Here is a 26,580-nt window from a genome sequence, read left to right as displayed (position 1 = left end):
ATGTTCAAACTGACGCCCCTCGCCGCCGCCATCCTGGTCATTGCCAGTGCCCAGGCCATCGCCGACGACAGCCTCTCCAGCCAGAGCCAGTTCGGTACCGCCAACATCGCCGCTGTGAAACAGAGCCAGGCCCCACTCAGCAGCGCCACCCAGCAGCAATATGGCCAGGGCAATGACGCCGCCGCGGTGCAGGACACCGCGAGCAGCACCCTCGCGCAGTACCAGAGCGGCGACTACAACGCCGGCTACGCCGAGCAGTTGTTCGAGAACAACAGCAGCATCACCCAGCAACAGCAAGGCGCCTACAACATCGCCCATGCCAGCCAGTCGATCGGCGAAGGCGGCAACGTCGTGCTGCAGCAGCAACAGGGTAACGGCAACTTTTCCTTCGTCTACCAGGAGAGCCAGGACAGCGGCAGCGGCAAGACCTTGCAGTTCGGCGACGGCAACGAGGCGAACATCGAGCAGATCTGGGCGGGGGTCGGCAACAACGCCTTGATCATTCAATACGGCACCGGCAACTACGGCACCGCCGAGCAACTGGCGCAGACCGCCGGCCAGATCGATATCACCCAGGCGGGCGAAGGCAACTATGCCTACGGCGACCAGCGCAACGGCGTCGGGGGTAGCGTCACGATCAACCAGTCCGGCGACTTCAATGGCAACGAGGTCTGGCAGGACAGCCAGCTCGCCAGCCATGCCCGCATCGACCAGTACGGGCAAGGCAACGAAACCGTGGTCGATCAGAGCTTCGGCGAAAGCAACCAGGCCCAGGTGCTGCAAATGGGCGATCTCAACGCGATCTACGCGGATCAGTACGAATCCCTGGGCTCGACCCTGGGCCTGTACCAGCAAGGCAGCGGCAACGTTCACTTCACCTACCAGAGTGGCGACGGCCACGTGCTCAGTGCCGCTTCGGTGGGCAATGCCAACAAGGTCTACGCCAGCAACTGGAAGGGCCCGCAAGCGGGTGGGCAGTTCGGCAGCGGCCAGCGCGCGACGGTCAGCCAGGTCGGCGGCGGCAACGTCGCCAACTTCACCCAGGATGGCATCGGCCAGATCATGACCACCGTGCAGACCGGCGTAGGCAACCAGACGGCGGTCAACCAGGCCGACAGCTTCAACGAGCTGTACTTCGAGCAGAACGGCAGCGACAACCTCCTGGTCGCCGATCAGCGTGGTACCACCAACCTGGCCCAGGGCTTTTCGAACGGGGCTGGCAACAGCACAGAGTTCGAACAGTCCGGCACTGGCAACCAGGCGTTCACCGCGCAGCTGTATGGCAGCGACAACCAGATCACCATCAAGCAGGCCGACAGTCTCAACGTGGCCTATGTCACCCAGGGCGGGACGGGCAACATTGCCACGGTCGATCAGAGTGGCACGACGCAGATGGCGACGGTGCAGCAGTTCGGCACGGCGAACCAGGCGAGTGTTCTGCAGCAGTAGGGGTTGGCAAGAAAGACCGCGGCCCGTTTGGGTCGCGGTCTTTTTTTGGGAGGTGGGAAGTTCGCTTGACAGATGTTGCGCCCAATCGAGCGCCGCGTCGCTGTGCATGGCGATGCTCTTGTGGCGCCCTCAAGATCGAGCGCCGCCCGCGCGGCGCATCGCGGGCTACGCCCGCTCCCACATTTGTTGCAACGCGCCATGGCCTGTTGGATTTGAGTTGTCAGCCTTTGTTTTTTCGACGATGCATCGCGGGGAGGCTGTTGGGCTCGACTCGGTATCGCGTCGAACCAACAAGGCGGTCAACCATGGCCTGACAGACATAGGTATGTTGCAACAAATGTGGGAGCGGGCGTAGCCCGCGATGCGCCGCGCGGGCGGCGCTCGATCTGGAGAGCGCTGGAAAAGCATCGCCATGCACTGCGAAGCGCCGTGCGGACGGCGCTCGATCTCAAGGACACTGCACCTGTCATGGCAAGCACTTGGCAGCCTTGATGCGGCTTCCCTTCGGACCCTCAAATTTGTGTAGATACCACCCCACCCTCACTCCCCCTCCGGCACGATCATGCTCTGCGACAGATACCGCTCCAGCGTTTCATTCTGCGCCGGCGCGGAGCCATCTCCCGCCACCTGCCACAACCTGCGTTCAATCCCCTGGGCCAGCAGGTGCCCGACCGCCGCTTCGATGGCCGACAACACACACAGCTGCGCCGGCTCGTTGGTGGTGTAGCCGACCTCGGCCTCGAGCAGCTTCTTGAATTCGATGAACTTGAACACCCCGGCACTACGTCCCACCGAGTAGATGGTCTTGCTGGTCATGACGTTCGCCAGGACCTGGCCACTGCGGACATCCACCGCGCGCAGGTTGACCGACACCTGATCGACCCGATACTCGCGGGAAAGGTCGATCCCCAGGTAGCGCGCGCCCTCGCCGCCGCTGCGCACATTGGTGTCGTAGGCGACGATGCCGCCTTCGAGCAGCAGGTTGGCCGCCTGCAGCGGTGGCAGCTCGCCCTGGATATTGACCGGGGTGTTGGCCTTCTTCTGCGAGGCGCGAATGATCTTGCGTTCGGTCAGCAGGTTCTGCAGCCCCTCGCGTTCCAGCACCACGAACCAGCCGCTGGTCTGCAGGGCATCCATCAACATGCTGGCCGCCCCCTGGGTCACGCTGGTGGAGAAGGAACTGGCCGGGGTCGGCTTGTACTGCCCGGTCTGGTCACGAAAGCCATAGACCACGGCCATCAGCCGGCCCTTGGGCCGGGGCATCTTGAGCAAGTCGTAATAGGTCGAGGCCCGCGGTGTCAGGGTCGGTATCTCCGTGTCCTGCTCGGCCGGCATGGTGTCGCGCAGGCTGCAACCCTGCAGCGCGGCGACCAACAGCCCCAGCATCAGTACTTTTTTCATGACCGTTACTCCCCATCGCCCAACGCTCCCTCAGGGAGCGAGGCCATTGACCTGGATTTCCGATATCTCACCGCTCGCCCGGTCGGTCACGACAATCGTCAGTGCCCCGGAGTCGTCGGTGACATCGACGATAAAGGCGTCGGTAGACAGGGTCCCCGTGCCGCCGTTGGAGATGTTGTCCAGCAACTGCCCGAGAAACCGCGACTGCAATTGCGCGGTGAAGCGTTCCAGCGCACTGGTGCCGGCCGGTGTGCTGCGTGACTTGAGGTCGGGATCGTCGTGGTCGTTCTGCGCCTGGGCATTGTTCAGCAGCCAGGTGCCATTCAGCGGGTTGCCGCCGAACGCCGGGTTCACCGGGGTGTAGACCAGCTCGGTGGCCTGGACCAGGGCGCAACTGCCCAGGCCGGCCAGCAGCAGGCAGGCGCGCTGGGCAGGTGTGGTGGTTTTCATAGTTCGTCCCTCTCGAGGTCCGTGGTGTCTTGCAACAGGTTTTCCAGCTTGCGCTGGACGATCTGCCCGCGAACCCAATCGGCGGCCTGATAGGCCTCGTCCTTGAGTTCCACCGTGTTCGGGGCGAGGAAACGCCGGTACACCAGGCGTTGTTGGTATTCGACGGTGACCAGGCTGCCCCAGCGTGCCGATGGGCGCTCGCGTACCACCAGGTTGAAATCCATCGGGCTGGTGGCGCGCAGCCGCTCGCTGAAGGCGTAATAGAAGTCGTGGCCGATATGGGAAATGGTGTCGTCGACGATGAAACCGAGCATTTCCTCGTCCGCCCTGGCCACGGCGAAGGGCAGCAGGACGGCCAGGGCCAGGCTCACCAGGGCGCGCCGGTTCATGGCCGCGGCCCTGGTCCGCTGGCGGCCTGCGGCCCTTTGCCACGTGCGGACGCGCCTTCGAGAAAGGCCTTTTCGGCGACGAACTGCCAGTCGCTGTAGCGGCCCAGGCCGTTGAAGTCGGACCACTGCACGGGAAAGTCCGCCTGCTTCAGCGGGGTCTCGGTGGAGGCACTGGCAATGCCGGTGATGCGCCCGTCGAAACCGCGCTGCAGGGTCCACTCGCCAGCGCCGAGCGGGTCCGGGTAGAGCTGGCGGATATGGTGTCTGGCCGACGGGAAACGGTCGTCCTGCAGCAGGTCCTCGAGGGCTTTCGGGTACTGCGCCAGGCCCGGCGAGGCCCGGTAGTAGCTGCGCAGCGCCTGGGCGTACTGGGTACCGACCCAGAGCAACTGGCGTTCCCGCTCGCGCTGCGCAACGATCGACCAGACTTCGCCGGCAGAGCCCAGGGCAACCCCCATGAGCATGACCAGCAACAGCACGCCCAGGTAGGTGAAGCCCCCTTCCCGCGCGGCGCTACCACTCGGCATACAGGCTGCCATCGCGCGCCCTCCCGCTAGCCCCGCTCTTGATATCGGCCACGCCACCGGCGACGCCCTCGGGGGGCGCGACCAGCACCCAGGAATCCTTGCGCTCGGTGATCGGGTCGATCGGCGGGTTGCGCAGGTAACGCTGTTCCACCAGCTGTTCGAGGGACTCGGGGTAATGCCCGGTATCGCCGTAGTAGTGGTCCAGCGCCTCGCGCATGGCCGACAGGCTCTGGCGCAGGGTGGTCTCCCTGGAGGCATCGAGGCTGTTGAAGTAGCGCGGCATGGCGATGGTCATCAGGGTGGCGATGATCGCCATGACCACCATCAGTTCCAGCAGGGTGAAGCCTTTTTCCCGGTGCATAAGCTCACCACTCCCGGTAGGCGATGCCGTTGAGACCCTTGCCCCGGGCCCTGGAGTAGACGTCGAACACGTCCGCCCCCTCGCGCGGACTGTGGGCCGGGCTGTCGTAGGCGCGCAGCCCCCAGCCACCGCCATCGTCGGCCTTGGCCGCGGTCAGCGGGTCATGAGGCAGACGGCGCAGGAAATAGAACCTGGCGCCCTTGGCACTGCGCACATCGCGCACGCCCTCGACCAGCACCTGGAGGTTCGGCGGGTAGCCGCTGCTGTTCAGCGACTTCTCGATGTAGCCGGCATCGAAGGCGCGCTTGTAGGCATCGATGGCATCGCGGATCTGGTAGAGCGCGGTGCGCAGTTCCTGCTCCTTGCCGCGGCGCACCACGGTTTCGGTCAGCGGCGCCGCGAGGCCGGCCAGCAGACCGACCAGGGCCAGGGTGACGACCACTTCGATCAGGCTGAAACCACGTTGCGAGGCGTTCATGATCAGGGTTTCTCGACGACGACAGCGGTGCTGGCCGCCACCGGGGTTTCGCCGACGCTCGCCTCGTTCAGCCGACGGTCCGGCGCCTGGATGTGCAGGCTGGTTTCCGTGCCGGTGGGGAATTCCATGTCCGAAGGGCTCTGGTACGGCAGGTTGCGCACGATGCGCGGGGTGATCGAGAGCACCAGTTCGGACTTGCCGAAGGTGTCCTTGTTGCTGCCGAACAGGCGCCCCAGCCCCGGGATGTCGCCCAACCCGGGAATCTTGTTGCCGGTGGCGCCGTGGTCGTTGCGCACCAGGCCGGCGAGGATCTGCGTTTCGCCGTCGTGCAGGCGCAGGGTGGTCTGGGCATTGCGGGTATCGACCTGGACCGGGATGGTGCCCTGGCGGGTCGGTTCCAGCGGCGTGGCGTTGCTGACTTCCAGGGCGATCTTGATCGCCACCTCGTTGTTCAGGTGCACCACCGGCTGCACTTCGAGCTTCAGGCCGACATCGAGGTAGGTGACGCTTTCGGTGATCACCGGGCCCTGGGTCGAGGGCACCGAGGTGGCGCTGATGATCGGCACCCGCTGGCCGATGTGGATGCGCGCCTGCTCGCGGTTGCTGACGCGGATCACCGGGCTGGCCAGGGTGTTGATGTCGTTGTCCTGGGCGTTGATCTTGGCCTGGGGCGATGGCGAGATGCTGATCCGGCTGGAATTGATGCCTTTCAGCTGATCGAGCACGGTCACCGCCCCGCCCTCGCTGTTCAGCACCCCGAAGGTGTTCGGCCATTGCAGGCCGAGGTCGAGAATGCGTTGCCGGGCCACTTCCATCACTTCCACTTCCAGGACCACCTCCGGGTTGGACTGGTCCTGGGACTGCAGCAGCTTCTCGGCCATGCGGATCGCGTCCTCGCTGTCACGCATGGTCAGGGTGTTGAGGCGCTCGTCGACGAACACGTCACGGGTCTTGAGCATGGTCTTGATCATGTTCAGCGCGGTGTTGGCGTCGATGCTGGTCAGGTAGAAGGTGCGCATCACCAACTCCTGGTAATCCTTGAGCTTCTGTGGCGAGTCCGGGTAGATCAGCAGGGTGTTCTCGTTGACCACTTTCTGGTGCAGCTGATTCTGTTGCAGCAGCAGGGCCACGGCGTCCTCGATGCGCACGTCGCGCACGAAGATGGTGGCTTTCATGTCCGGCCGCAGGTCCTTGTCGAAGATGAAGTTGAGGCCGGCGACCTGGGACAGCACCTCGAAGATGGTCTTCAGGTTGGCATCGCGGAACTCCAGGGTCACCGGCCGTTCGAGGCGCGTGCGCAGTTGCGGGTACTGCACGACGTTGCGGCTCTGCACCAGGCGGATATTGCTTTGCAGTTCCAGGGCATCCTCGTTCTTCGGGTCCAGTTCGAGGATCTGCCGGACCTGGCGCTCGGCGCCGAGGATATCGCCCCGGCGCAGGTCGCCACGGGCCCGTTCGAGCTGCTCGTCCTGGCTGCGCAGGTAGTCGAACTGGCGCAGGGCATCCTGGGCGCGGCGGTTGTTCGGTTCGATGATCAGGACCCGGCCGTAGGCCATGCGGGCCGCGGCCACGTTGCGCTGCGCGCGTTCGCGGTCGCCCTCGCCGAGCAAGGCGGTGATCGCCCGCGCCCGCCCGCTGTTCAGCGCCAGGTGCAGCTCGGTGTCGCGCGGGTTCTCGCGCAGGCCTTCCTCGATCCGCGCCAGGCCGGCCTCGTACTGGCCCGACTCGATCAGGTCGCTGGCCTCTTCGTTGGCGACCCGGGCGGAGCTGCAGGCGGCGAGCGCGGCGTACAGGCCAAGGCTCATCATCAGATGGATTCGGTTCATTGCGAGCTCCCCACGGACAGTGTCCGGGACACGTGCAGCGGCAGGTAGACGAAGCTCAGTTCCAGCTCGGAAATGCCCTCGACCCGCCAGGTTTCGTCGATCACGTCGCCCTTGCGCACGACGTATATTTTTTCGCCATCCTGCAGAAACACCTGCAGGTCACGTCGGTCATCGAGCCTGCCGACAAACTGGAACGGCATGGGCGGTACGCTCGGCGCCGGCACCACCGGGGCGGGGCTGAGCGGCTGCTCGGTGACCGTGGCCAGGGTCGGCGCGGCCTTCCAGCTGTGGCTGGCGAACAGATCGCCGACCGGGCTGAGGTCGCGGATCGGCGCGCTGTCGCCCCTGGCCGGGGCTGCCGGCAGCACGCTGCGCGGCGCGGGTTTCGCCGGGGTGGCCAGGGCCACGCCCGCCTCGTCGGCTTGCGGCTCGTCGAGGAAGTAGCCAGGCGCCCAGGCCAGCACGGCCGCCACACCGAGGAAGGTCAACCAGCCCGCCGCACGTTTGCCGTTCATCACGACCTCGACAGATAAAGGGTCATACGGATCCGCCCGGTCAGGTCGGTGTCGGCGATTTTCTTGCGCTGGAACTCCACGTCCTCCACCACCACCGCCGGCAACTGGCCCAGCAAGGCATGCAGGAAGCGCCGCAGTTGCGGGTAACTGCCGCGCACCGGCAGGAGGATCTGGTAGCGCGCCAGGTGGGTTTTCGGGTCGATGCCCAGGGCGTACTCGCCCCGCGCCAGGGTGATGTGCTCCTGGGCGGCCAGGGCGTAGATGCGGTCGATGGCCACCGTCGCCAGGGGCTGGGACGGCAGCTTGCGGTGGAAGTCGTCGAGCTGGCGTTGCGGGACGGCGGGCGCCGCCAGGCTGCCGTCTTCGACCCTGGCCAGGTATTCACTGGCCTCGCGGGTTTCCTGCCGCAACTGCTGCAGGGCCTGCCAGTCCGGCACCAGGCCCGCCAGGGCGTGGATCAGCGCCGCCAGCAGCAACGCGGCGCCGAGCAGACCGGGAACACCGAGGCCTTGCAGGTATTCGTGGACGATCAATCTAGGGATTCGCATCGCCGATCTCCCAGGTGGCCGACAGGTTGAACAGCACCGGATGCTCCGCCACGCCGACCACGATCTCGTGGTTCAGCAGCGACACGTCGGACAGCTCGTCGCTGGCCTCCAGGCGCCGGTGAAAGTCGAGCATGGCCTCGAGATCGCGGGCCTCGGCGGTCAGGCGCAACTGGCCCTTGCGTGCGTCCGGGGTCAGGCTGAGCAAGGCGATATCGCTGCGCGGCAGGCTCTCCAGGGTGGCGAACAGACGCTCCCAGGGCCGGCGCAGCTGCTGCGACACCTTGCGCATCTCGGCGAGGTTCTGTGCCTGTTCGCGGGTTTGCGCCGGGCTCGCGTCGAGCCTGGCGTCGCTGTCGCCGGTGAGCGCGCGGCGGGTGCTGTGCAGATCGCCCTGCTGCTGACCGGTCAGGCTGTCGAGGTACCCCTGCCCGGCCAGGCAGGCCAGGGCCAGCAGCCCGCCGGCGATCAGCAGGCCCCAGCCCAGAGGCCCCGGGCGGCGCCCCTGCTGGAAGTCGAGCATGAGCGGGCGCATCTCAGGCCACCGCCCGGCACATGACGTACAGGCTGTCGCGCACGCCCTCGGCGGCGCCATCCAGCTCGCACACGTTCACCCCCGGCACCTGGGGTGGCGACTCGGTACGCCCGGGCGCATGCAGGTAGAGCGACAACGGGCGGTCGCTGGCGCACGCCTGCAACTGGCTTTCACGACCGATCAACGCCGCCAGGGCCGCATCGCTGTCGTTGCCCCCCAGCGAGCGCACCGCCGCCCAGCGCCCTTCCCGGGCCAGCAGGAGCACGCTGCGCAGCGGCTCGGCGACGACGAAGAGAAAGTCGCCGCCGTCCAGGTGCCGGTCGAAGCGATTGAACGCCGCCATCAGGTACGGCTGCACCGAACGCAGGCGCAGGCCGCGGCTGCGGGCCAGGCCACGCAGGCGCTCCAGCAGGGCCTGCGGCAATGCGCTGGCGATACGCGCGTGGCCGGCCGCCTCGGCCGACAGCACCAGGTCCCAGGCCTGCTCCGGCGCGCCGTACAGGTCCTCGAAGCACAGCCTGGCGAAACCTTGCAGTTCATCCGGGCGATTGATCTGCTCGCTCCACGGCACCAGGCAGAAGCGGCTGAAGTGCGCGGAGATGACCACGTCCAGGCGGGCCCCGGCGTGCGTGTGTTCGGCCAGCAGCAGGTCGAGGGTTTCCAGGGCCACGGTCCAGGCGTGGAAGCCTTCGTCGATGAAACCGACACTGCCCAGCCAGCGCCGTGCACCGGCCTGGCACTGGCCCAGGCCGACAGCGTTGGCACCGAGCACGGCGATGTAGCGATCACGCGATAAAAGTGACACGGTTGATCTCCTCGAGCGTGGTACGCCCTTCCTGCACCAGTTCCAGGGCCGATTCGCGCAGCAGGCGCAAGCCGCGACTACAGGCCAGTGCCTTGATTTTCGCCACCGGCTGGCGCTCGACGATCATCTGCCGCAGCTCGTCATCCAGGTGCAGCAGCTCGGCGATCGCGGTTCTGCCGCGATAGCCGCTGCCGCGGCAATGGCCGCAGCCCTTGCCATGAACGAAGCGGTAGTGGCCGACCTGCAGTGGATCGAGCCCGGAGCGCTGCAGCTCCTCGGCGCCGGGCTGGCAAGGCACGGCGCAGCTGGTGCAGACCAGGCGCACCAGGCGCTGGGCCAGCACCGCGTTGAGCGCCGAGACCAGGCTGTAGGGGTCGATCTCCATCTGGGTGAAGCGGCCGATCACGTCGAACACGTTGTTGGCGTGGATGGTGGTGAACACCAAGTGCCCGGTCAGGGCCGACTGCACGGCGATCTGCGCGGTGTCGGGGTCGCGGATCTCGCCAACCATGATCTTGTCCGGGTCGTGCCGCAGGATCGACCGCAGGCCGCGGGCGAAGGTCAGGCCCTTCTTCTCGTTGACCGGAATCTGCAGGACACCCGGCAACTGGTACTCCACCGGGTCCTCGATGGTGATGATCTTGTCCACGCCGTGGTTGATCTCGGTGATCATCGCGTAGAGGGTGGTGGTCTTGCCGCTGCCGGTAGGCCCGGTGACCAGCACCATGCCATAGGGCTCGGCGGCCAGCCGGCGCAGTTGGCCAAGGGTCGCCTCGGCGAAGCCCAGGGCCTGCAGTTGCACGCCGCAGACCTTGTCGGCCAGGTCCTGTTTGTCCAGCACCCGCAGGACCGCGTCCTCGCCGAAGATGCTCGGCATGATCGAAACGCGGAAGTCGATCTGCCGGCCGCTGATGCCGATCTTGAAGCGGCCGTCCTGGGGTACGCGCTTTTCGCCGATATCCAGCTCGGCCATGACCTTGACCCGGGAAATCACCTGCTCGGCGAATTCGCTGCCCTGGATCTTGCTGATGTTGTTCAGCACCCCGTCGATCCGGTACTTGATCACCAGGCCGCTGCCGGTGGTACCCAGGTGGATATCGCTGGCGTGCATCTTCAGCGCGTCGTACAGGGTCGAGTTGACCAGCTTGACCACCACGCTGGCGTCTTCGCTGATGCTGGTCAGGGACAGGCTCTGCAGGGTGTCGCCTTCGGCCTGGGTATCGGCCTGGGCGTTGAGCGATTCCACCGCATGAAAGCTTTCTTCGTGGCGGGCCAGGTAGGCCTTGAGGTCGTCGGCATGCACCAGGTACAGCGCCGCCCCGTGCAGGCAATCGTCAATCCAGGCCAGGCGGGCGTTGTCGAAGGGATCGGCGAACACGCCGATGACGCTGTCGCCGTGACGCAGCAGGATGAATTCGCGCTTGAGGCATTGCGCCAGGGTGACCCGGTCGAAGATCGGGGTGGCGCTGAACAGGGCGTCGGTGTCCAGCACCGGGTAGTGCAGCGTGGCGCCGAGGCACTGGATGAACGGCATCGGTGCCAGCTCGCTGAGCGCCCCGAGGGCGTCGAGCAGGCGTTCGCCGGAGCTGGTGGCACGGGCGCGGGCCTGGGCCAGTTGATCACTGCTGAAACATGACGGTACAGGGGCTGGCTGCACCGTTTCCAAGGCAAGGGACAGACGGTCCATGGCTTGCTCTCCAACGCCGGGGGCTTTGCGCCCTGTCGACGCGGCGAGCTGTTTCGGACCAGGCCGGAACCTCTTGTCGCGTCACTACTCCCCGGTGAGCAAGTGTTCGTCGTCTGGGGCCACGGAGGTCGAGTTTCGTCGGCGGTCCGCCAGCACCCAGCTGCCGTCGTACATCTGCAGCGGGAAGCTCTCAGTCTTGTTCTGGCGGCGTTCGACGAAGCCTTCGGCGCGGGTCACGGCTGTTCCGGGTTCGCGCTCCACCCCCAGCAGGTCGAAGATCGCTCGGGCCAGTTCCGCCAGGGGGAACGGCTTGAACAGGATATGACTGACTCCCAGCGCCCGGGCCCGATCACAGACTTCCGTGGTGGGGTGCCCGGTAATCAGCACGAAGTGGCATTTCCTGTCCTGGCGGACGGCATCGAGAACGTCAAAACCTTCCATATCGGGCAAGCGGTAATCGAACACCATCACATCGGGCGCGAAACCTTCGGCAACGCCAATGGCCTCGGCGCCTTCGTGCGCTATCAGGACTTCCAGCCCTTGCGCCTGCAGGTAATCCTGGAGGTTCTGTGCAAGCAGCTGTTCGTCTTCCACAACCAGTACTTTGTTCAACAAGGCTGACTCCTTGTAACCGCAGATCCGAGAGCCGGGCCTGGTGGAGTGTGTGCCTTGCTCAAGGCTTGAGCACACTTCATGCCAGGCACCACAACGCTCCAGCTGGCGCTGCATATGATTGATATCCATAAGTATTTTTTCACACTCGAAAGGTTCCCCCCCAAACCCGGGGGTGTCTGCGGACAGGTCCTCGCGCGTTTCCCCCACTAGTGGGGAAAACGGCTTCGGTCATCGTCGATCCGTTCGATCCGATTGCTCGAGCGCAACTGCGCCAAGGCGTGCTGCCGGGCCTGCACCCGCTGCTCGCGGACGAGGTAAGTGCGAACCATTTCCAATCCCTGTTGTTCTGAGACATCGGCTGCCTCCAAGTGGTTCTGCAAAAGAATCAGGTGCCATCCCACATCCGTCCGCACTGCCTGGCTGATGTCACCGGGCGCCATGGCAAAGGCCGCGGCCTCGAACTCCGGGAACATGCGTCCGCGGGGAAAGTAACCCAGGTCGCCCCCCGCGCTGGCGGAGGCATCCTCGGAGCGGCGTCCGGCGACACTGGCGAAGTCCTCGCCCGCGGCGATTTCCCGCCTGGCGTCTTCCAAGCGTAGCCGCGCCGCCTCGACCGCGGCGGCATCGGCATCGCGGGCTACCTTGATGAGGATATGCCGGGCCTGGACCTGCTCCGGCCGACTCATCTCGGCGCGGTGTTGAGCATAGAAGGCCTGCACCTGCCCTTCATCCGGCGCGGCGACCGTGGCCAGCGCGTCGAACACCTGGCGGGCCGCCAGTTCGCGGCGGGTATAGTCGCGGTAACCGGCCTCGTCGAAACCCGCGTCGGCCAGCCGGCGGGCAAACACCTCGGCGCCGCCCATGGCCTGGCGCGTCTGCTCGATCTGGGCCGCGACCACCTCGTCGCTGATCTGCACATCGCGCCGCAACGCCTCCTGCCAGAGCAGTTCCCGGTCGATCAGGGCGTCCAGCGCCTGTCGCCGCAACTGCTGGTACGCCTTGGGACTGCGGATGCTGCCCAGCGCCCGCCCCTGGTCCTCCAGGTACTCGGCGAAATAGCGTTCCAGGCGCAACGCCGAGATCTCCTCGCCATTGACCCGCGCGACCACGGGCTCGTTGCCGCTCAGTGCCCAGGGCGTCCACAGGAGCAGCAGGATCAGGCAATCGTTGAGTTTCATCGGCGCACTCCGGTCACGGCATCAGGGCAACGGGTTTATAGGGCGCCACCAGGTAGAAGCGCTGCTCGGGCAGTTCCAGGGTCACCACATGGGCGCCGTTCAGGCCCAGGCGGCGACCGGGGCCGAAGCTGATCGGCGGCGTCAGGCCGGTGGCGAAATCATGCAGGCCCTCCAGGGCAGCGACCAGCCGTTCACGGCTGATGTCGCGGCCGGCCTGCTTCATGCCCTCGCCCAGCAGCAGCATCGAGCTGAAGGCCGCCACCTGCAGCACCGCGTGCTGCCCGCCGAGGCCCGCCGCTTCACGGACCTGGGCCAGTGCCTGGCGTCCGGCCGGGGTCCAGTCGCCGGGTACGAAGGGATAGGCGAGGAACACCCGCCGGGAGAAGCCCTCGGGCACCTGCAGCAGGTCGCCGGCCACCTGGTTGGCGACAGCGAACAGGTAAGGTGCCTGCCCGGCCGCCTGCAAGCGGCTGGCGAAAGCGCTGAAACCGCTGCCATTACCCAGGTAGAAGACCGAGCGCAACCGCGGCAGCGGCGCCGCCTGCTCAAGCTCCCCGGCCTGCAGGCGCACATCCTGCCAGCCATGGCTGCGCAGGTACTGGCCAAGGTCCTGCGCCGCCTGTTGCAGGTCGGCCTCGTCCGGATAGGCGATCAGGGTCGGTCCCTGCCGTGCGTCCAGGGGTTGTGCGGCGTAGTCGGCCAGGGCGACCAGTTGCTCGCGCAGCCCCGGCAAGGGCTCGAAGATCTGCCGGCTCGACCGCGCGCCGCCGAGCAACGACAGGGCGCCGATCAAGGGCACCCCGGCCTGCTCCAGGCGCGCGGCCAGCTGCGGCCCGAGCGCCGGTGCCAGTGGCGCGATCAGGGCGAACACCTGGTCCTCGTCGAGCAGCCGGTCGAGGGCCTGTCCGGCACTGTGCCGGTCCGGGCCGGGATCGACGATGGTCAGGCGCAAGCGACGACCATGGATACCGCCCGCCTGGTTGATCCGCGCGATACAGCCCTGGAGCAGCGCCGCCACGGTGGCGCCCTCCTCGGCCAGCGGCCCTGCATCGGGCAGCAGGGTACCCAGGTGCAGGGTGTCGGCCTCCACGCCAGGGTCGCGATCCTCGGCCAGGCGCTTGAGGTAGGCGATCAGGTTGCGCTGGTCGTGCAGCGACAGCACGAAGCGCGGCATGCTCGGGTCGAGCCGGTTGCCCGCCGGATCGAGACCTTCCTGGATCGCCCGGACCAGAGTGCCTTCGGCATAGGCCGGGTAGCTGCGGCCATTGACCTGCTGCTGGCCATGCACGCTGCTCAGCCGCGCCCAGCCAAGGTCCACCGGGCGTACCCCGCCTTCCGGCCGGCCACGGCCGTCGGCGCCATGGCAACCGGCGCATGGCAGGTGGCTGGCCGGCAGCAGGGTTCCCGCCGCGCCGACCCGCGCCATGACCGGCTCGCCGCTCGCCGCCAGGCCTTCACGGTACAGGCGCTTGCCGGCGCTCTCGCTGGGGTCCAGCGCCAGTGCCCAGGCACCGCTGGCCAGGGCGCAGAGCCAGCACAGGGCGAGGACGAGGAAGGTCTTCATGGCCCGTGCTCACCGGCCGACCACGGGCATGGTCAGCAGTTGCAGGCGCTGGGCGATGGCCGCGGGCGGCGCATCCGGACGGATCTTGCTCCAGCGTTTGTTCGCGACATCGCCGACGATCAACTGGGTGGAGTGCTGCTCGGGCGACGGCACGATCTGCCCGATGCGGCGCAGCACCAGGTCGATCTTCGCCTTGTCGCCGGTGAGGAAAAGCCAGTGGGGGTCATCGACCCCTTGCTTCAGGGTAAAGGCCTTGAGCACCGCCGGCGTGTCGCGCAGCGGATCACTGGTAAGGGAAATGAAGGTAATGTCCCCGGCCTGCTCACCCAGCATCTCGCGCACCTCCTTGAGCTTGCGGGTGATCAGGGGGCAAGCATCGGTGCAGCTGGTGAAGATCACGTTGAGCAGCACCACGCGGTTTTCCAGGGCATCGCTGTAGAACCGCAGGGTCTCGCCGTTCTGGTCCTGCAGCGGGGTATCGGTGAACCAGGTCCTGGCATCGTGGGTACCGCGGGCCGGTTCCGCGACCAGGGTCTTCTCGGGCTGCGCCGTCGCCTCGGGGGCGTGCTGTTCATGGGCGAACACCACGGCGGTGAAGACGCAGAAACACACCCACAGCACGATCCAGTCGCTGATCTTCATGGTTGCTGCTCCAGGGCGACCGCGTGGTGCCTGGCTTGTGCATGACGCTGCGCGCTCAGCCGCTGCACTTCGCGGATCAACACCTCGGGGTCGGTGAAGCCGTAGTAGCGGGTCCAGTTGCGACTGTTGCCATCGCCCACCAGGATCAGCGGCGCGTGGTTCCTGACGTCGCCGCTGAAGCTGCCCAGGCCCTTGAGGGTTTCTGTCACCGCGCTCGGCGACCCGGTCAGCCAGCTCCAGCCGGGACCGTTCTGGAACGCCCGGGCGTAGTCGGCGAGGCGCCGGGTATCGTCGCGCTGCGGATCGATGCTGATCGAGACCAGTTGCACCTCGCCGCCAACCCGCTCGCCCAGTTGCTTCTGGACCTTTCCCAGGATCGACGACACCACCGGGCAAACCGTGGTGCAGCTGGTGTAGATGAAACTCATGACCACGATCCGGTCCTTGACCAGGTCGTTTTCCAGCTGTACCGCATGGCCGTCCTGGTCGAGCAGCGCGACGTCGGCGAACCTCACCTGGGTCGCCTGGGCGCTGGACGGGGCGGCCGTCACGCCGTGGCCGGCGTGTTCGCCCGCCGAGTGCGCCTGGACCTGGGTGATCGCGGCGAACAGCAGGCCGAGCGTCAGCAAGAATCGGTTCATGTCGGTTTCCTCTTCAGTGGGCCACGCCGGGAACGACCCGGACACTGGCGAAAGTCTTGTCGCCAAAGTCCGCGCCAAGGGAGGCGGCGCGTACATGCAGGTACCAGGCACCGGGCTGGTCCAGGGTCAGCGGTACTTCGTAGATGCCCTCTTCCACCTCCCGCGCGGCCACGCTCCGGGCGCGCGACGAGGGCGCGCGGAAGTAGCGCACCTGTACGTCGCCGAGCCCGCCCCGGCGCACCGACTGCGTGCCCTGGACGATGCGAAAGCGCACCCGGTACGGGCTGCCGAGGGGCGTACTGGCGCTGTCGAGCATGAACTCGACCCTGGGGACCCCGGGCAGCCGGGCGCTGTCGCCGGCGGGCTCGACCAGGGTGCTGAAGCAATGGACGATGTTCGGCTGGTTGAGCAGGAACGCGACATCGAAGCGGCCGGCGGGCGGCAGCTTGACCCGCGCGCTGTACAGCCCCGGCGCCACCTCGCGCAGGCTGCGGTCGATCACCAGCGCGGCCCGCGCCACCTGGCCGCGATTGGGGTAGCCGGACATCGGCGCGTTCATGCCCTCGGCGTAGAAATAGGTGGTGTTGTCCACCGGGTTGACCACGAACACCGCGTTGTCGTCCCGCGTCACCGCCAGGCTCGAGGCCAGCGGCAGGTCACCGGCCAGGCGCGGCGCCTGGGGGCCAGCGTCGAAGCCCTGGCTGATCGGGGTGCGCCCGGCACCCAGCGAGGCGAGGTTGATCATCGTCACCCTGGCCGACGACAGCCCGCGGATATAGGCGTAGGCCTGGCTGAACACCACCTGGTACGGCTCGCTGGACACCGCCAGCTCATGGATCAGCGCGTCGTTGCCGGCGTCGATGATCGAGGCCTGGTTCTCCAGGGTGTTGAGCACCACGCCAAAGCGTCCGTCGGCGCTGAAGCCCATCGGGCCAAGCCCCTGTTTGAGCTGGACCACGCGGCGCAGCGCAAGGCTGGCGGCGTCGATCACCGTCACCGTGCCGTCCCGGCCATCGGCGACATAGACCGCCTGGGACAGCGGCGACCAGGCCAGCGACAGCGGATGCGAGCCGGTCTTGAGCTGCTTGCTCAGGGTCAGGCTGGCGATGTCGATGATGCTCACCGTGCCGTCGTCGCGGTTGCTGACGAAGGCGTGGCGGCTGTCCTGGCTGAACGCGATCTCGTGATGGCCGGCACCGGTGGCCAGGTGCTTCAGCGGCTTGAGGCTCTGCGCATCGATCACCGTGACCCCGGAGCGGCCGGGCGTGCGGGCATTGTTGCCGACCCACAGCAGGCGCTCGTCGGGTTGCAGGGCGACCCGCACAGGCTCTTCGCCGGCGGCGATGCTGTCGATGACCTTGAAGCGCTCGCTGTCGATGACCGCCACTTCGCCGGCCGTGGGCATGGAGACGAACACCCGCTTGTTGTCCTTCGGCGTCACCCAGTCCATCGGCGCCTGTTTCAGCTCGATCCGCGCCCGGGTGCTGGTGATCCCGCCGACCGACACTTGCGGATCGACCACCGACACGCTGGCATCGCGGTTCATGACCAGCAGGAAGTAGCTGTTCAGGTCGAGCAGCGGCCGGGCACCGATATTCGACTTGAGGAAGGTCCCGACCCGCGACTTGCAGCTGTGCTCGCGCCCCTGGGCGAGGTCCGCGGCGACGGCCTGCGGGTCGAGCCAGGCCCCTGGGGCCAGGCCCGCCAGGGGCTGGCCGGAGGCACTGTCGCTGATGCGGAAACCGACATCGGCGAATTCACCTTCGCGCATCACCCCGTCCTCGGCCAGGGGCGTGATCCGCAGCGCCACGGCAACCCCGTCGCGCACCAGCGTAGCCTCGTCCCCGCTCGCCCAGCCCGCGTTGCCCAGGGCCAGCAACAGCGCCCCGATCCACCACCCGCGTGTGCCCTTGTCCATGTCCTTTCTCCCCCTCGGATTGCACCGGCGCTCAAGGCGTCGGCGCCGGTTCCACGTCGTTGGTCACCCGCAGCAGGCCCCACAGGCCGGCGGTGTTGCCGTAGGCCGCGTAGTCGCGGAACAGGTAGTCGCCCGGTATCGCGTTGATGCCCCCCGCACTCGGGTGCATGAAGCTGAAGTGCGCGGCCGGGAGCACGCTTTCGTGGGCACCGATGTACATCGACATCGGGTTCAGGCCGAAGCGCACCGAGCCCACGCCCGGGGTACTCATCGGGTAACCGCCGGTGTCGCTCTTCTCCGGCAGGAACGGGTTGGCCGACCAGACATGCCCGTCCAGCTGGAAGGTGGTGCCGCGACTGCCGCCCGTGGGCATCAGGATGTGGGTGCGGAACGGTTGCCCCGGCTTGACATACAGCACTGGCGTTTGCGGATCGCCCCCCACCAGGGCATTGCTGTAGGCCATATGGGCGTTGGGCACGTCGCCGTAGCCCGCACCATCGGCATGACCGAACGGCGCATCCGGGGCCAGGCCGAAGCGATACCACAGCGGCTCGCTCCGGTAGTTGATGGCCATGCTGGAGTTGTCCTGCGGATCGGTCGGCACCCCCAGCCCTTCGGCCGCGATGCCTTCCACCGGACGACCGTTGGCCCAGCGCAGGTTCAGGGCTTTCTGCCAGACCATGGCGAAGTCGCGGTAGCTGGTCTGCCCCGGTGCGCTGACCGTGGCGTTGACCTTGCGGGTGTCATCGACCCAGGTCGCGCCGAGCGGCAGGATGCTCATGGCGCCGCCCAGGCCTTTCTGCGGCTGCTTGATCACGTCCGCCGGGGTGAGGTTGAGCCCGCCGAACTCCACTGCCGTGGCATTGATGTTGTCCACGCTGCGGCCAAGCTGGGTGACCGGCTTGCCCTCGCGCTCCAGGTGCCCGGCGTAGAACTGGTAGGTACGGCTCGGCCAGGCGCCGCTGTTGCCGAGCCGTGGCGGGACGGTCTGCAGCGGGTTGGCACCGACGTTCACCCCGTCGGACTTGGTGATGTCGTACGCCAGCAGCTGCGCGTGCAGGCCAACATGGCTGGACGGCCGGATCAGGTTGTTGCTGAAGGTGGTCGAGCCGTCGCTGGCGTTGCGATCGCGCTTGACCACCCCTTGCATCACCGCGGTCTGGGTCAGGTCGGGCATGACGCTGGGCAGGCGGTTTTCCAGCGTGACGTTGATGCAGTCGCCGGCAGCGGCGCGCAGCACCAGGGGCTCCACCGGCACGCCAGGCTTGAGCTTGCCGCTGACCGGGTCGAGATCCGCCTTGCGCACGTAGAGGATCGCGGTCGGGTCATGCAGCGGGCCGCTCTGCCCGCCCAGGGTCATGGTCACGCCGTCCTCCGGATCGGTCACCGTGACCTGCGGGATGCTCACCGGCCGCGAGTTGAACACCAGGGTCCCGCCCGCCGGGTTCAGCGGCCCGCCCACATGCTGGCCGAGGCCCGCCGGGTCACCGAGGGTCAGCCCCAGGGGGTTGGCCAGGATGTCGTTGGCCAGGGCCGCGACCACCTCGTAGTTGCGCTGTACCGTCGGCCGGGTGCCAATGCCGTTGGGGTTGGCGCTGATCCGCGGGCAGGTGCCGTCGAAGGCCACGGTATTGCGCATGCCGGCCGGCTTGGGATTGTTCGGCAAGGCGAACAGGTCGGCGCGTTGCGCCGTGTAGTTGCGCATGACGCCCCAGATGCCGCTCCAGTAGCCTTCCAGCGAAGCGTCCATCGAGTACAGGTAGTCGCCGGTGGTCGCCGCCGAACTGGACAGCATCGACAGCGGCGCGATGAAGCCCATCTGCTCGGAAATCCCGATCATCTGCGAAGCGCGCCAGCCGGAGTTGGAGCTGTTGCCGAAGCCCGAGCCGCTCTGCAGCCACTTGACCCCGTGCAAGGTCACGTTGTGCTCCTCCTCATGGCCGCCGGCATGCACCCGCAGCCGCACGTTGTCGCCGGTGTAGGTGCGCAGCATGGGGGTGAAGGGATCGCCCGGCTCGGCGCCGCCCCGGTTGATATGCGGCGGGAACAGGGTGGTGCCGCCGGTGGGGCCGACTGCGGAGGTGACCAGGTTCGGTGCCAGGTTCATCGCCGGGATGGCCCGGTCGGTGCGGCTCTGCAGGGCATAGGCGAGGTCGCCGCCGAGGCCGTCCGCCTGCATGCCGCGCTTGCCGTCGGGGCCGACCCGGTTCGGGTCGAACACGCGCAGGGCCAGCGGCTCGTTGCGGTAATTGATGACGAACATGCCCGGGTCATCCACCGAGATGGCCTGCGGGCACGGCCGGCTCGGACAGCCCGGCACCTGGCCGCCCTGCACTTCGACGACACCTTCGAGCAGGTTGCTGGCGTTGTTGCGCACCGGCGGGTTGATGGCGTAGCGGAAGCTGTCCGCGGTGGCCGGGAAGGATTGCGGGTTGGGCCTGCCGTCGGGCCCGGCGCCGACATACACGCCGGCTTCATAGGCGTGCTGGAAGTCGCTGTATTCGAGGAAGAACTCGCGGAAGCTGTCGTTCTTGCCGTCGCCATCCAGGTCGCCGGTGGCCACCACGGCCTGCCACGAGGTCGGCCCGCCGTCCTGGCGAGCGCCGCTGTACAGCGGCTCGCCGGTTTCGGCGTGGAACCAGGTGGAACCGGCCGGCTCGGCCAGCACCGTGGCGTACAGGCCGATCTGCTGGTGGGTCGATGGGCCGAGGTGGTCGTGGGTGAAGATGGTGCCCAGGCCGCGGTCGATGCCCTTGACGTTCACCACCGGATCGACGAACCAGCGCTGCATGGCCGTCCGCGCACCGACCCAGTCGGCCCGGCCGAACTGGCCGAAGTACGGGTGGTTGCGGGCTTTCGGACAGGCTGGCGTGTCATCCCGCGGGTCTGCCTCGGCGCACTGGTTGAAGGCGCGGATGGCATGGATGCGCTCCTGCACCGCACCCGGCGAAAGCACGCCGTCTTCGTAGTTCCAGCCGTTGGCCGAGCCATCGGCGGCGGTCAGGTCCCACTTCGGCAGGTGGATATGCTGGCCGATCACATCGGTCGGCGTGCGCACCTGGTAGTCATCCATCTCGTAGGTGGCCGGCACCAGGTTGGTCTGCTGGTACTGCACGCAGTCGAAGGTGTTCATCCGCATCACCAGCGGCTCCGGCGGACGCTGCTTGGTGATCACCGGCCAGGCGTCCTCCCACAAGGCCAGGATGCGCGCCTGCGGGAAGTGATAGCCGACCTTGTTGTAGACCGCGTCGAACTGGATGTTCGCCGCCTTGTACAGGCGCGGACGGTCGGCGGTGAAGGTGGACGAGCCGACGAAGGACAGCCCGTCGAGGCGTTCGCCGCTGTTGAACTCGCCGCTGCCGGCGCTGCTGGTCAGGCGTTTCTGCCGGTCGTCCATGCACGGTTCGTAGTACGGCGCACCGGCGATCGGCAAGGCGCCATTGGTGCGGAAGTTGCGCGCTACGATCTGGCTGCCGGGCAGCAGGGCAAAGCTTGGGTGATCCTTTTTCGCGTGGAAGGCCATGGCGGCCTGTTCGACGTCGGTGCCCTCCTCCGGCAGGTACAGCGGTTTGGCCCGGGTCACTTCCTTGGAGAAGTCCAGGGACGTGGTAACGGTGTGCGCCTCGCCGCCGGCGGAGAAACCGTCCAGCGAATGCCGGCCCAGGCCGCCGTCCCAACCGCCGGACTGCGCCGGATCGAGGTTGGCCCAGAGGGCCTTGCCGCTGGCTTTCAGGGCCTGCGCCGTGCTGGCGTCGAGCATGTCCAGCGGAGGCGTTGGCGGACGTTGGCCGACCGAGGTTTCCATGCCGCCGATCCAGAACGGATAACCCGGGTTCTTCAGGCTGCCATCGGCGTTGCGGTTGGCCTCGCTGCGGTCCACCAGGGCCAGCGAGCCGATCGCCCGGGCGCCGCCGTCATGCCCGTCGTCGTGGTCGTCCGGCTCGTCGTCATCATCGTGGTCTTCGGCGAGCAGGGTTTCCCGCACCTTGGGCACCACCGCCACCTTGCCCGGCATCGGCGGCATGGCCTTGCCCGGCAGGGGCACGACGGCGGGTATCGGCGTGCCGGCGATGATTTCCCCATCGGGCAAGGCCCGCGCCCCCGCGGCCGGCTTGCCGCTGCGCAAGGCGAACGGCTCGCGGTGGTAGCCATCGTTGCCCTGCTGGGAAACCTCCAGGCGGGTGCCTTCCTCGAACACGTCGTGCACCCGCCACATGGACCACATACCCTGGGCGAAGTGCGGGTAGAAATGGCAGTGATAGATCGCGTCACCGGCCACCCGGTTGCGGTTGCCCGAGCCACCGTTGGCGATCTCGTAGGTGTAGCCGGCCCCCGGGCCTATGCCCTGGGCGTCGACATAGTCGGAGTTGTCATCGTTGGGGTTGAACAGCCACTGGTGACCATGCAGGTGGAAGATGTGCTGTTCATGGCCGTTGTGGGTATTGCGGAACTTGACGAAGTCGCCGATGTAGCTGTGGTTGACGTTCGACGGCTCCGAGGGGTACAGCGCCATGCTCGCCTTGACCCCGATCTGGTCGGCACGGGGTACCTCGCCAGGGCGGATGTTCTCCAGCCCGGCGTTGGCCGGTACGTCCACCAGCATCGCCACATCGCCGACGGTGTGGGAGCTGAGGAAGAATTCCTCGTAGGCGCAGGACAGGCAGTCGTGCATCGGGCCCACGCCAAGACGGTTGGCGATCACCTCGGCACCCATGCCGCCCGAGCCGTAGTTGATCATGAACGAGTCGCGGGTCGGCTCCAGCACATGGCTCATCACCGGGTCCGCCCAGTAGCCGGGGAAAGCCTGGGTGGCGGCGGTCTCGTCCTGGAACTGCGAGGCGAAGTCGCGGAACGGTTCGAGCCGGTTGGGCAGCGCCGGGTTGCGCTTGCCGGTGGACTCCAGCGGGTAGGTCGAGGCCGGGAAGCTGCCGTCGGCGTTGCTGCCCATCACGATGGCATCGCTTTCGCTGGAGATGATTTCATTGCCATCGACCATGTTGATGATCGGCGTGCCGGCCTTGCCCTCGCCCACCCACGGCTCGCGCTGCGGGTAGCGGGCCTGGTAGTCGATGATCGGCTGGCCGGTCGGGGTGCGACCACCGGACGCCAGGCGCATCTCTTCCTCGGTCACGGTATTGCGGTAGCTGCGCCCGCCCTTGGGCATGACCACCACGCTGGCGAACAGCCCGTTGGCGACGTTGCCGGCATCGCCTTCGCCGCCGAAGGTGGCGCCGCGGCTGCTGGCGGCGAAGGCGCCCTCGCGCTCGGCATACAGGGTGTAGCTGCGGCTGGCCCCGGGGGCGATCAGGGTATTGGCGTTGCGTCCGGTGTAGCTGGCGATGTCGTCGATGCTGTTGAGCGCCTGCATGCCGTTGACCTGGAAGCCGACATGGCGGTCGGTCACCTGCTCATCGACCTTGAAGTCGTCGTCGCCGAAGCCCTCCTCGTCCTCCTCGCCCTCGTCGTCATGCCCATGACTGCCCGGGTTGGCCTGGTAGGCCAGCAGGTTCTGCAGGTTGATGGTCAGGCAGTCGCCGGCGGCGACCCGCAGCACCAGGGGCCGCGGGCGCTTGTCGGGGCGCAGCGAGACCTTGCCCGGCACCGCTGCGCCACCCTGGGTGAGCGGGCGGTCATGCTCATCGACCACATCGCGTCGCAGGGCGAACAGCATGCCGTTGGCGTTCTGCGCGCCGAGGCGGTTGAACATCAGCGGCTGGTCCAGCGCCACGACGTTCGCCACCAGGTTGCGCTCGCAACGGGCGGCGGCCTGCGCCGTCTCGATGCCGAGCAAGGGGGCGATCAGGAACATCAGGGGGAACAACCGATGAGCGTGGGGAATGCCGGTCATGATCACGGGCCTCGCTGCTGGAGCTCATGGGGGAATGAAGTCGCGCTAAAGCCTGTCGAGCAATCTGTGTGCCATGAGTAATTTCGTTTGGTTTCAGTTGGTTGCGTAAGGTTCTGGAAAAATTGGGGGAGAATCCCCACCCGTTTCCCCAGTTTTCGTGGTTGCTGTGGGGGGCTGTCTTGAGGCTTTCTTTGGTCTTGAGATCGAGCGCGGCGCGGGCGGTGCATCGCTGTGCATGACGACACCCTTCTAGCGCCCTCAAGATCGAGCGCCGCCCGCGCGGCGCATCGCGGGCTGCGCCCGCTCCCACATTTGTTGCAACGTACCTATGTCTGTCAGGCCATGGTTGACCGCCTTGTTGGTTCGACTCGATACCGAGTCGAGCCCAACAGCCTCCCCGCGATGCATCGTCGAAAAAACAAAGGCTGACAACTCAAATCCAACAGGCCATGGCGCGTTGCAACAAATGTGGGAGCGGGCGTAGCCCGCGATGCGCCGCGCGGGCGGCGCTCGATCTCAAGGGCGCTAGAAAAGCATCGTCATGCACAGCGAAGCGCCGCGCGGACGGCGCTTGGTCTCAAGGGCACTGCAAGACTCAAGACATGCACCATGAAGCCAAAATGCGATCCCCCCAAAGTCGGGGAAAACCCACCCACCCCTCACAACGGCGCATCCACCGCCAGCCCCTGCAGGCGCCGGTACTGGCGCAGCACACTGGGCACATAGCGCTGGGTCTCGGCGAACGGCGGCACCACCCCGCCACGGCTGAGCACGGCCTGGGGACCGGCGTTGTAGGCCGCCACGGCGAGGGTGATGTCGTTGTCGAACAGGGTCATCAGGCGCTTGAGGTAGCGGGCGCCGCCCTGGATGTTGGCCCGGGGGTCGTAGACGTTGGCCACCCCCATTTCCAGTGCAGTGTCGGGCATCAGTTGCATCAGCCCGCCCGCGCCCTTGGCCGAGGTGGCGGCGGAGTCATAGTTCGACTCCTGGCGGATCACCGCATGGAGCAAGGCTTCCGGCAGGCGATTGGCCTCGGCCGCCGCCCGCACAAGCTCGGCATAGGGCTGGCCGGCGATCATCTGCGGCTGTCCCGCGGGCCCGGCCCGCACCACCTCGGCGTCGCGGATCACCCGCTCGTAGTGACGCCCGGGACGGTGGACGTTGGACAGCACATAGCTGCCATTGGCATCCACCGACACGAACACATCGGCGTGGCCAACGCCCGTCAGCAGCAGCCCGCCGAGCAGTGCGGCGGCAAGTTTGCGGTTCATCTTCACCTCCCCCGACCGGCCCCGGAAATTGGGGGTAATGCCCCACTGGGCGGTCGTGAACCTGCCCTACGCAAGCAGCGTGCCGCCGCGCCGAAGCCCCATTGCCACGGGCCATGGCGGCAGTCCCGGGGGCCTGAGCACGGTGCTTGCATGGGCCCTGCCGGCGACTCCGCTATCGACTGTGTGAGGTCCTCATGAATCGGCATCCCTGTCATACCCCGCGCGCCCAGCGCGGGTTCACCCTGCTCGAACTGCTGGTGGTGCTGGTGGTGCTCGGGCTGCTGGCCGGCCTGGTCGCGCCGAAGTATTTCGCCCAGCTGGGCCGCTCCGAAGCCAAGGTGGCCAGGGCGCAGATCGAGGGGCTGGCCAAGGCACTGGACCTGTATCGCCTGGAGGTCGGCCACTACCCCTCGACCGAACAGGGCCTGCAGGCGCTGGTGACGGCGCCCGCGGACGAAAACCGCTGGACGGGTCCCTACCTGCAGAAACAGCTGCCCCAGGATCCGTGGGGGCGCAACTATCTGTACCGCCAACCCGGCGAACACGGCGAGTACGACCTGCTGTCCATGGGCAAGGACGGTCAACCCGGCGGCGACGGCGAAAACGCCGAAGTCACCAGTTGGCAATGAGCGGAGTCCGGCCCATGCGCTTCCATCTCAAGGCCGTCGGCAAGGCCGGCGTGGTCTCGCTGACCATCGAGGCCCAGGGCGACGGCGAGGCCCGGCGTATCGTCGAAGACCAGGGCCTGCGCGTCCTCAGCCTGCGCGCCGAGCGGCACTGGCGGGCGTTGCGCCTGCGCCCGCGGGAAACCTTCAACCTGGTCCTGTTCAGCCAGGAACTGACCACTTTGCTCAACGCCGGCCTGCCACTGATCGACGCGCTGGAAAGCCTCGCGGAGAAAGAACAGGCGTCCCAGGCGCGCAAGACCCTCGACGGGCTGGTGCGCCTGCTGTACGAAGGCAAGTCCTTCTCCCAGGCCCTGGCCCAGCTTGCCCCGGTGTTTCCACCGCTCTACATCGCCCTGGTGCAATCCAGCGAAAAGACCGGCGCGGTGGGCGACGCGCTGGGGCGCTATGTCAGCTATCGGCAACGCATGGACGAGGTGCGGCAGAAGATCATCAGCGCCTCGATCTACCCGGTGCTGTTGCTGGTCGTCGGCAGTGGTGTGGTGCTGTTCCTGATGGGCTATGTCGTTCCTCGCTTCAGCCTGGTGTTCGAAGGGCTGGGCAACGACCTGCCGTGGCTGTCGCGGATGTTGATGAACGGCGGCATGTTCCTGCATGCCCGCCAGGGCGAGCTGTTCGCCCTGGTCGTGGCCGGCCTCGGCGGCCTCGCCGTGCTCCAGCGCCGCCCGGCGTTTCGCCGGGCAGCCGGGCGGCTGCTGGAAAAGCTGCCGGCGGTCCACCAGCGCCTGGTGATGTACGAACTGGCGCGGTTCTATCGCTCCCTGGGCATTCTGCTGCAGGGTGGAATCCCCCTGGTCAGCGCCATGGGCATGGTCCGCGGTCTGCTTGGCAGCGCCTCCCGCCTGCGTCTGGACCAGGCCTGCGAACGGGTGCGCGAGGGCCAATCGCTGTCGGCGGCGCTGGAGCGCAATCAGCTGGTGACACCGGTGTCCCTGCGCCTGCTCAGGGCGGGCGAACAGTCCGGCAACCTCGGGCAGATGATGGAACGCAGCGCGGACTTCTACGACGAAGAGATCAGCCGCTGGGTCGAATGGTTCGTGCGCCTGTTCGAGCCACTGCTGATGACCTTCATCGGGCTGCTGATCGGGGTGATCGTGATCCTGATGTACATCCCGATCTTCGAGCTGGCGTCGAGTATTCATTGAGGGCAAGCCAGCGCCTACAACGCCAGCGGCATCCACCTCATGCGCCGTTCGTTCAAGCGTGTATGCCAAGGAAAAACCGACACTCACTGCTCCAACTTTCATGG

The 26,580-nt window shown here is 67.0% G+C and carries 23 protein-coding genes; 3 read left to right on the top strand and 20 right to left on the bottom strand.

Translation table 11 applies throughout. The features are described 5' to 3' along the window. On the top strand, positions 1 to 1,449 hold the full coding sequence (locus RTI28_RS15815; protein ID WP_316921315.1) for a curlin: 1,449 nt from the start codon (positions 1 to 3) through the stop codon (positions 1,447 to 1,449). A gap of 540 nt (positions 1,450 to 1,989) precedes the next feature. Here RTI28_RS15815 and RTI28_RS15810 read toward each other — a convergent pair. The 20 genes from RTI28_RS15810 to RTI28_RS15715 form a co-directional block, all read right to left on the bottom strand. Continuing rightward, positions 1,990 to 2,850 (bottom strand): CsgG/HfaB family protein, encoded by an 861-nt coding sequence (locus tag RTI28_RS15810; RefSeq protein WP_316921314.1) that lies wholly within the window; start codon positions 2,848 to 2,850, stop codon positions 1,990 to 1,992. 30 nt (positions 2,851 to 2,880) lie between these two features. Continuing rightward, positions 2,881 to 3,300, bottom strand: coding sequence for a curli assembly protein CsgF (locus RTI28_RS15805; protein ID WP_316921313.1), 420 nt, complete (start codon positions 3,298 to 3,300; stop codon positions 2,881 to 2,883). Then, positions 3,297 to 3,689, bottom strand: a complete 393-nt coding sequence (gene csgE / locus RTI28_RS15800; RefSeq protein WP_316921312.1) for a curli production assembly/transport protein CsgE — start codon at positions 3,687 to 3,689, stop codon at positions 3,297 to 3,299. The genes RTI28_RS15805 and csgE overlap by 4 nt, the downstream gene beginning before the upstream one ends. Further along, a complete protein-coding gene (locus RTI28_RS15795) occupies positions 3,686 to 4,228 on the bottom strand; it encodes a type II secretion system protein (RefSeq protein ID WP_316921311.1) in 543 nt (180 codons plus the stop codon). The genes csgE and RTI28_RS15795 overlap by 4 nt, the downstream gene beginning before the upstream one ends. After that, entirely contained in the window at positions 4,203 to 4,577 is a 375-nt protein-coding gene (locus tag RTI28_RS15790) for a type II secretion system protein (protein ID WP_316921310.1), read from the bottom strand. Before RTI28_RS15790 ends, RTI28_RS15795 begins: the two co-directional genes overlap by 26 nt. Positions 4,578 to 4,581: 4 nt before the next feature. Further along, positions 4,582 to 5,055, bottom strand: a complete 474-nt coding sequence (locus RTI28_RS15785; RefSeq protein ID WP_316921309.1) for a type II secretion system protein — start codon at positions 5,053 to 5,055, stop codon at positions 4,582 to 4,584. Between the two features lie 2 nt (positions 5,056 to 5,057). Further along, positions 5,058 to 6,881: a type II secretion system protein GspD gene (locus RTI28_RS15780; protein WP_316921308.1), complete on the bottom strand. Its 1,824-nt coding sequence runs from the start codon at positions 6,879 to 6,881 to the stop codon at positions 5,058 to 5,060. After that, a complete protein-coding gene (locus RTI28_RS15775; protein ID WP_316921307.1) occupies positions 6,878 to 7,396 on the bottom strand; it encodes a hypothetical protein in 519 nt (172 codons plus the stop codon). Before RTI28_RS15775 ends, RTI28_RS15780 begins: the two co-directional genes overlap by 4 nt. After that, a complete protein-coding gene (locus tag RTI28_RS15770; RefSeq protein WP_316921306.1) occupies positions 7,396 to 7,944 on the bottom strand; it encodes a GspMb/PilO family protein in 549 nt (182 codons plus the stop codon). The genes RTI28_RS15775 and RTI28_RS15770 overlap by 1 nt, the downstream gene beginning before the upstream one ends. Beyond that, positions 7,931 to 8,476, bottom strand: a complete 546-nt coding sequence (locus RTI28_RS15765; RefSeq protein WP_316921305.1) for a pilus assembly protein — start codon at positions 8,474 to 8,476, stop codon at positions 7,931 to 7,933. Before RTI28_RS15765 ends, RTI28_RS15770 begins: the two co-directional genes overlap by 14 nt. Before the next feature lies 1 nt (position 8,477). Further along, positions 8,478 to 9,281: a hypothetical protein gene (locus RTI28_RS15760; protein WP_316921304.1), complete on the bottom strand. Its 804-nt coding sequence runs from the start codon at positions 9,279 to 9,281 to the stop codon at positions 8,478 to 8,480. After that, positions 9,262 to 10,968 (bottom strand): GspE/PulE family protein, encoded by a 1,707-nt coding sequence (locus RTI28_RS15755; protein ID WP_316921303.1) that lies wholly within the window; start codon positions 10,966 to 10,968, stop codon positions 9,262 to 9,264. The genes RTI28_RS15760 and RTI28_RS15755 overlap by 20 nt, the downstream gene beginning before the upstream one ends. Before the next feature lie 84 nt (positions 10,969 to 11,052). Continuing rightward, positions 11,053 to 11,583, bottom strand: coding sequence for a response regulator (locus RTI28_RS15750; RefSeq protein WP_316921302.1), 531 nt, complete (start codon positions 11,581 to 11,583; stop codon positions 11,053 to 11,055). A 206-nt stretch (positions 11,584 to 11,789) separates the two neighbouring features. Then, the gene (locus RTI28_RS15745; RefSeq protein ID WP_316921301.1) at positions 11,790 to 12,761 is read right to left on the bottom strand and encodes a peptidylprolyl isomerase; all 972 of its coding nucleotides are present in this window, start codon (positions 12,759 to 12,761) and stop codon (positions 11,790 to 11,792) included. 13 nt (positions 12,762 to 12,774) lie between these two features. Then, on the bottom strand, positions 12,775 to 14,325 hold the full coding sequence (locus RTI28_RS15740; protein ID WP_316921300.1) for an ABC transporter substrate-binding protein: 1,551 nt from the start codon (positions 14,323 to 14,325) through the stop codon (positions 12,775 to 12,777). 9 nt (positions 14,326 to 14,334) lie between these two features. Beyond that, positions 14,335 to 14,967, bottom strand: a complete 633-nt coding sequence (locus tag RTI28_RS15735; RefSeq protein ID WP_316921299.1) for an SCO family protein — start codon at positions 14,965 to 14,967, stop codon at positions 14,335 to 14,337. Next, positions 14,964 to 15,608, bottom strand: a complete 645-nt coding sequence (locus RTI28_RS15730) for an SCO family protein (protein WP_316921298.1) — start codon at positions 15,606 to 15,608, stop codon at positions 14,964 to 14,966. The genes RTI28_RS15735 and RTI28_RS15730 overlap by 4 nt, the downstream gene beginning before the upstream one ends. 13 nt (positions 15,609 to 15,621) lie before the next feature. Beyond that, positions 15,622 to 17,526 (bottom strand): YncE family protein, encoded by a 1,905-nt coding sequence (locus RTI28_RS15725; protein ID WP_316921297.1) that lies wholly within the window; start codon positions 17,524 to 17,526, stop codon positions 15,622 to 15,624. Positions 17,527 to 17,557: 31 nt separating this feature from the next. Then, complete coding sequence (gene mnxG, locus RTI28_RS15720) at positions 17,558 to 23,374, bottom strand: manganese-oxidizing multicopper oxidase MnxG (RefSeq protein WP_316921296.1); 5,817 nt, start codon at positions 23,372 to 23,374, stop codon at positions 17,558 to 17,560. A 659-nt stretch (positions 23,375 to 24,033) separates the two neighbouring features. Further along, positions 24,034 to 24,645: a lytic transglycosylase domain-containing protein gene (locus RTI28_RS15715; protein ID WP_316921295.1), complete on the bottom strand. Its 612-nt coding sequence runs from the start codon at positions 24,643 to 24,645 to the stop codon at positions 24,034 to 24,036. A gap of 194 nt (positions 24,646 to 24,839) precedes the next feature. Between RTI28_RS15715 and gspG the strand changes: the two genes are divergently transcribed. Beyond that, positions 24,840 to 25,274 (top strand): type II secretion system major pseudopilin GspG, encoded by a 435-nt coding sequence (gene gspG / locus RTI28_RS15710; protein WP_316921294.1) that lies wholly within the window; start codon positions 24,840 to 24,842, stop codon positions 25,272 to 25,274. Positions 25,275 to 25,288: 14 nt separating this feature from the next. Then, a complete protein-coding gene (locus tag RTI28_RS15705; RefSeq protein WP_316921293.1) occupies positions 25,289 to 26,476 on the top strand; it encodes a type II secretion system F family protein in 1,188 nt (395 codons plus the stop codon). Positions 26,477 to 26,580 lie beyond the last annotated feature (104 nt).

Origin of the sequence: Pseudomonas sp. zfem002 (assembly GCF_032621685.1) — a bacterium.
In the GTDB taxonomy this organism is placed as follows: domain Bacteria; phylum Pseudomonadota; class Gammaproteobacteria; order Pseudomonadales; family Pseudomonadaceae; genus Aquipseudomonas; species Aquipseudomonas japonica.
Note: the sequence above shows the minus strand (reverse complement) of the source record. Positions and strands in the feature narration are given on the sequence as shown.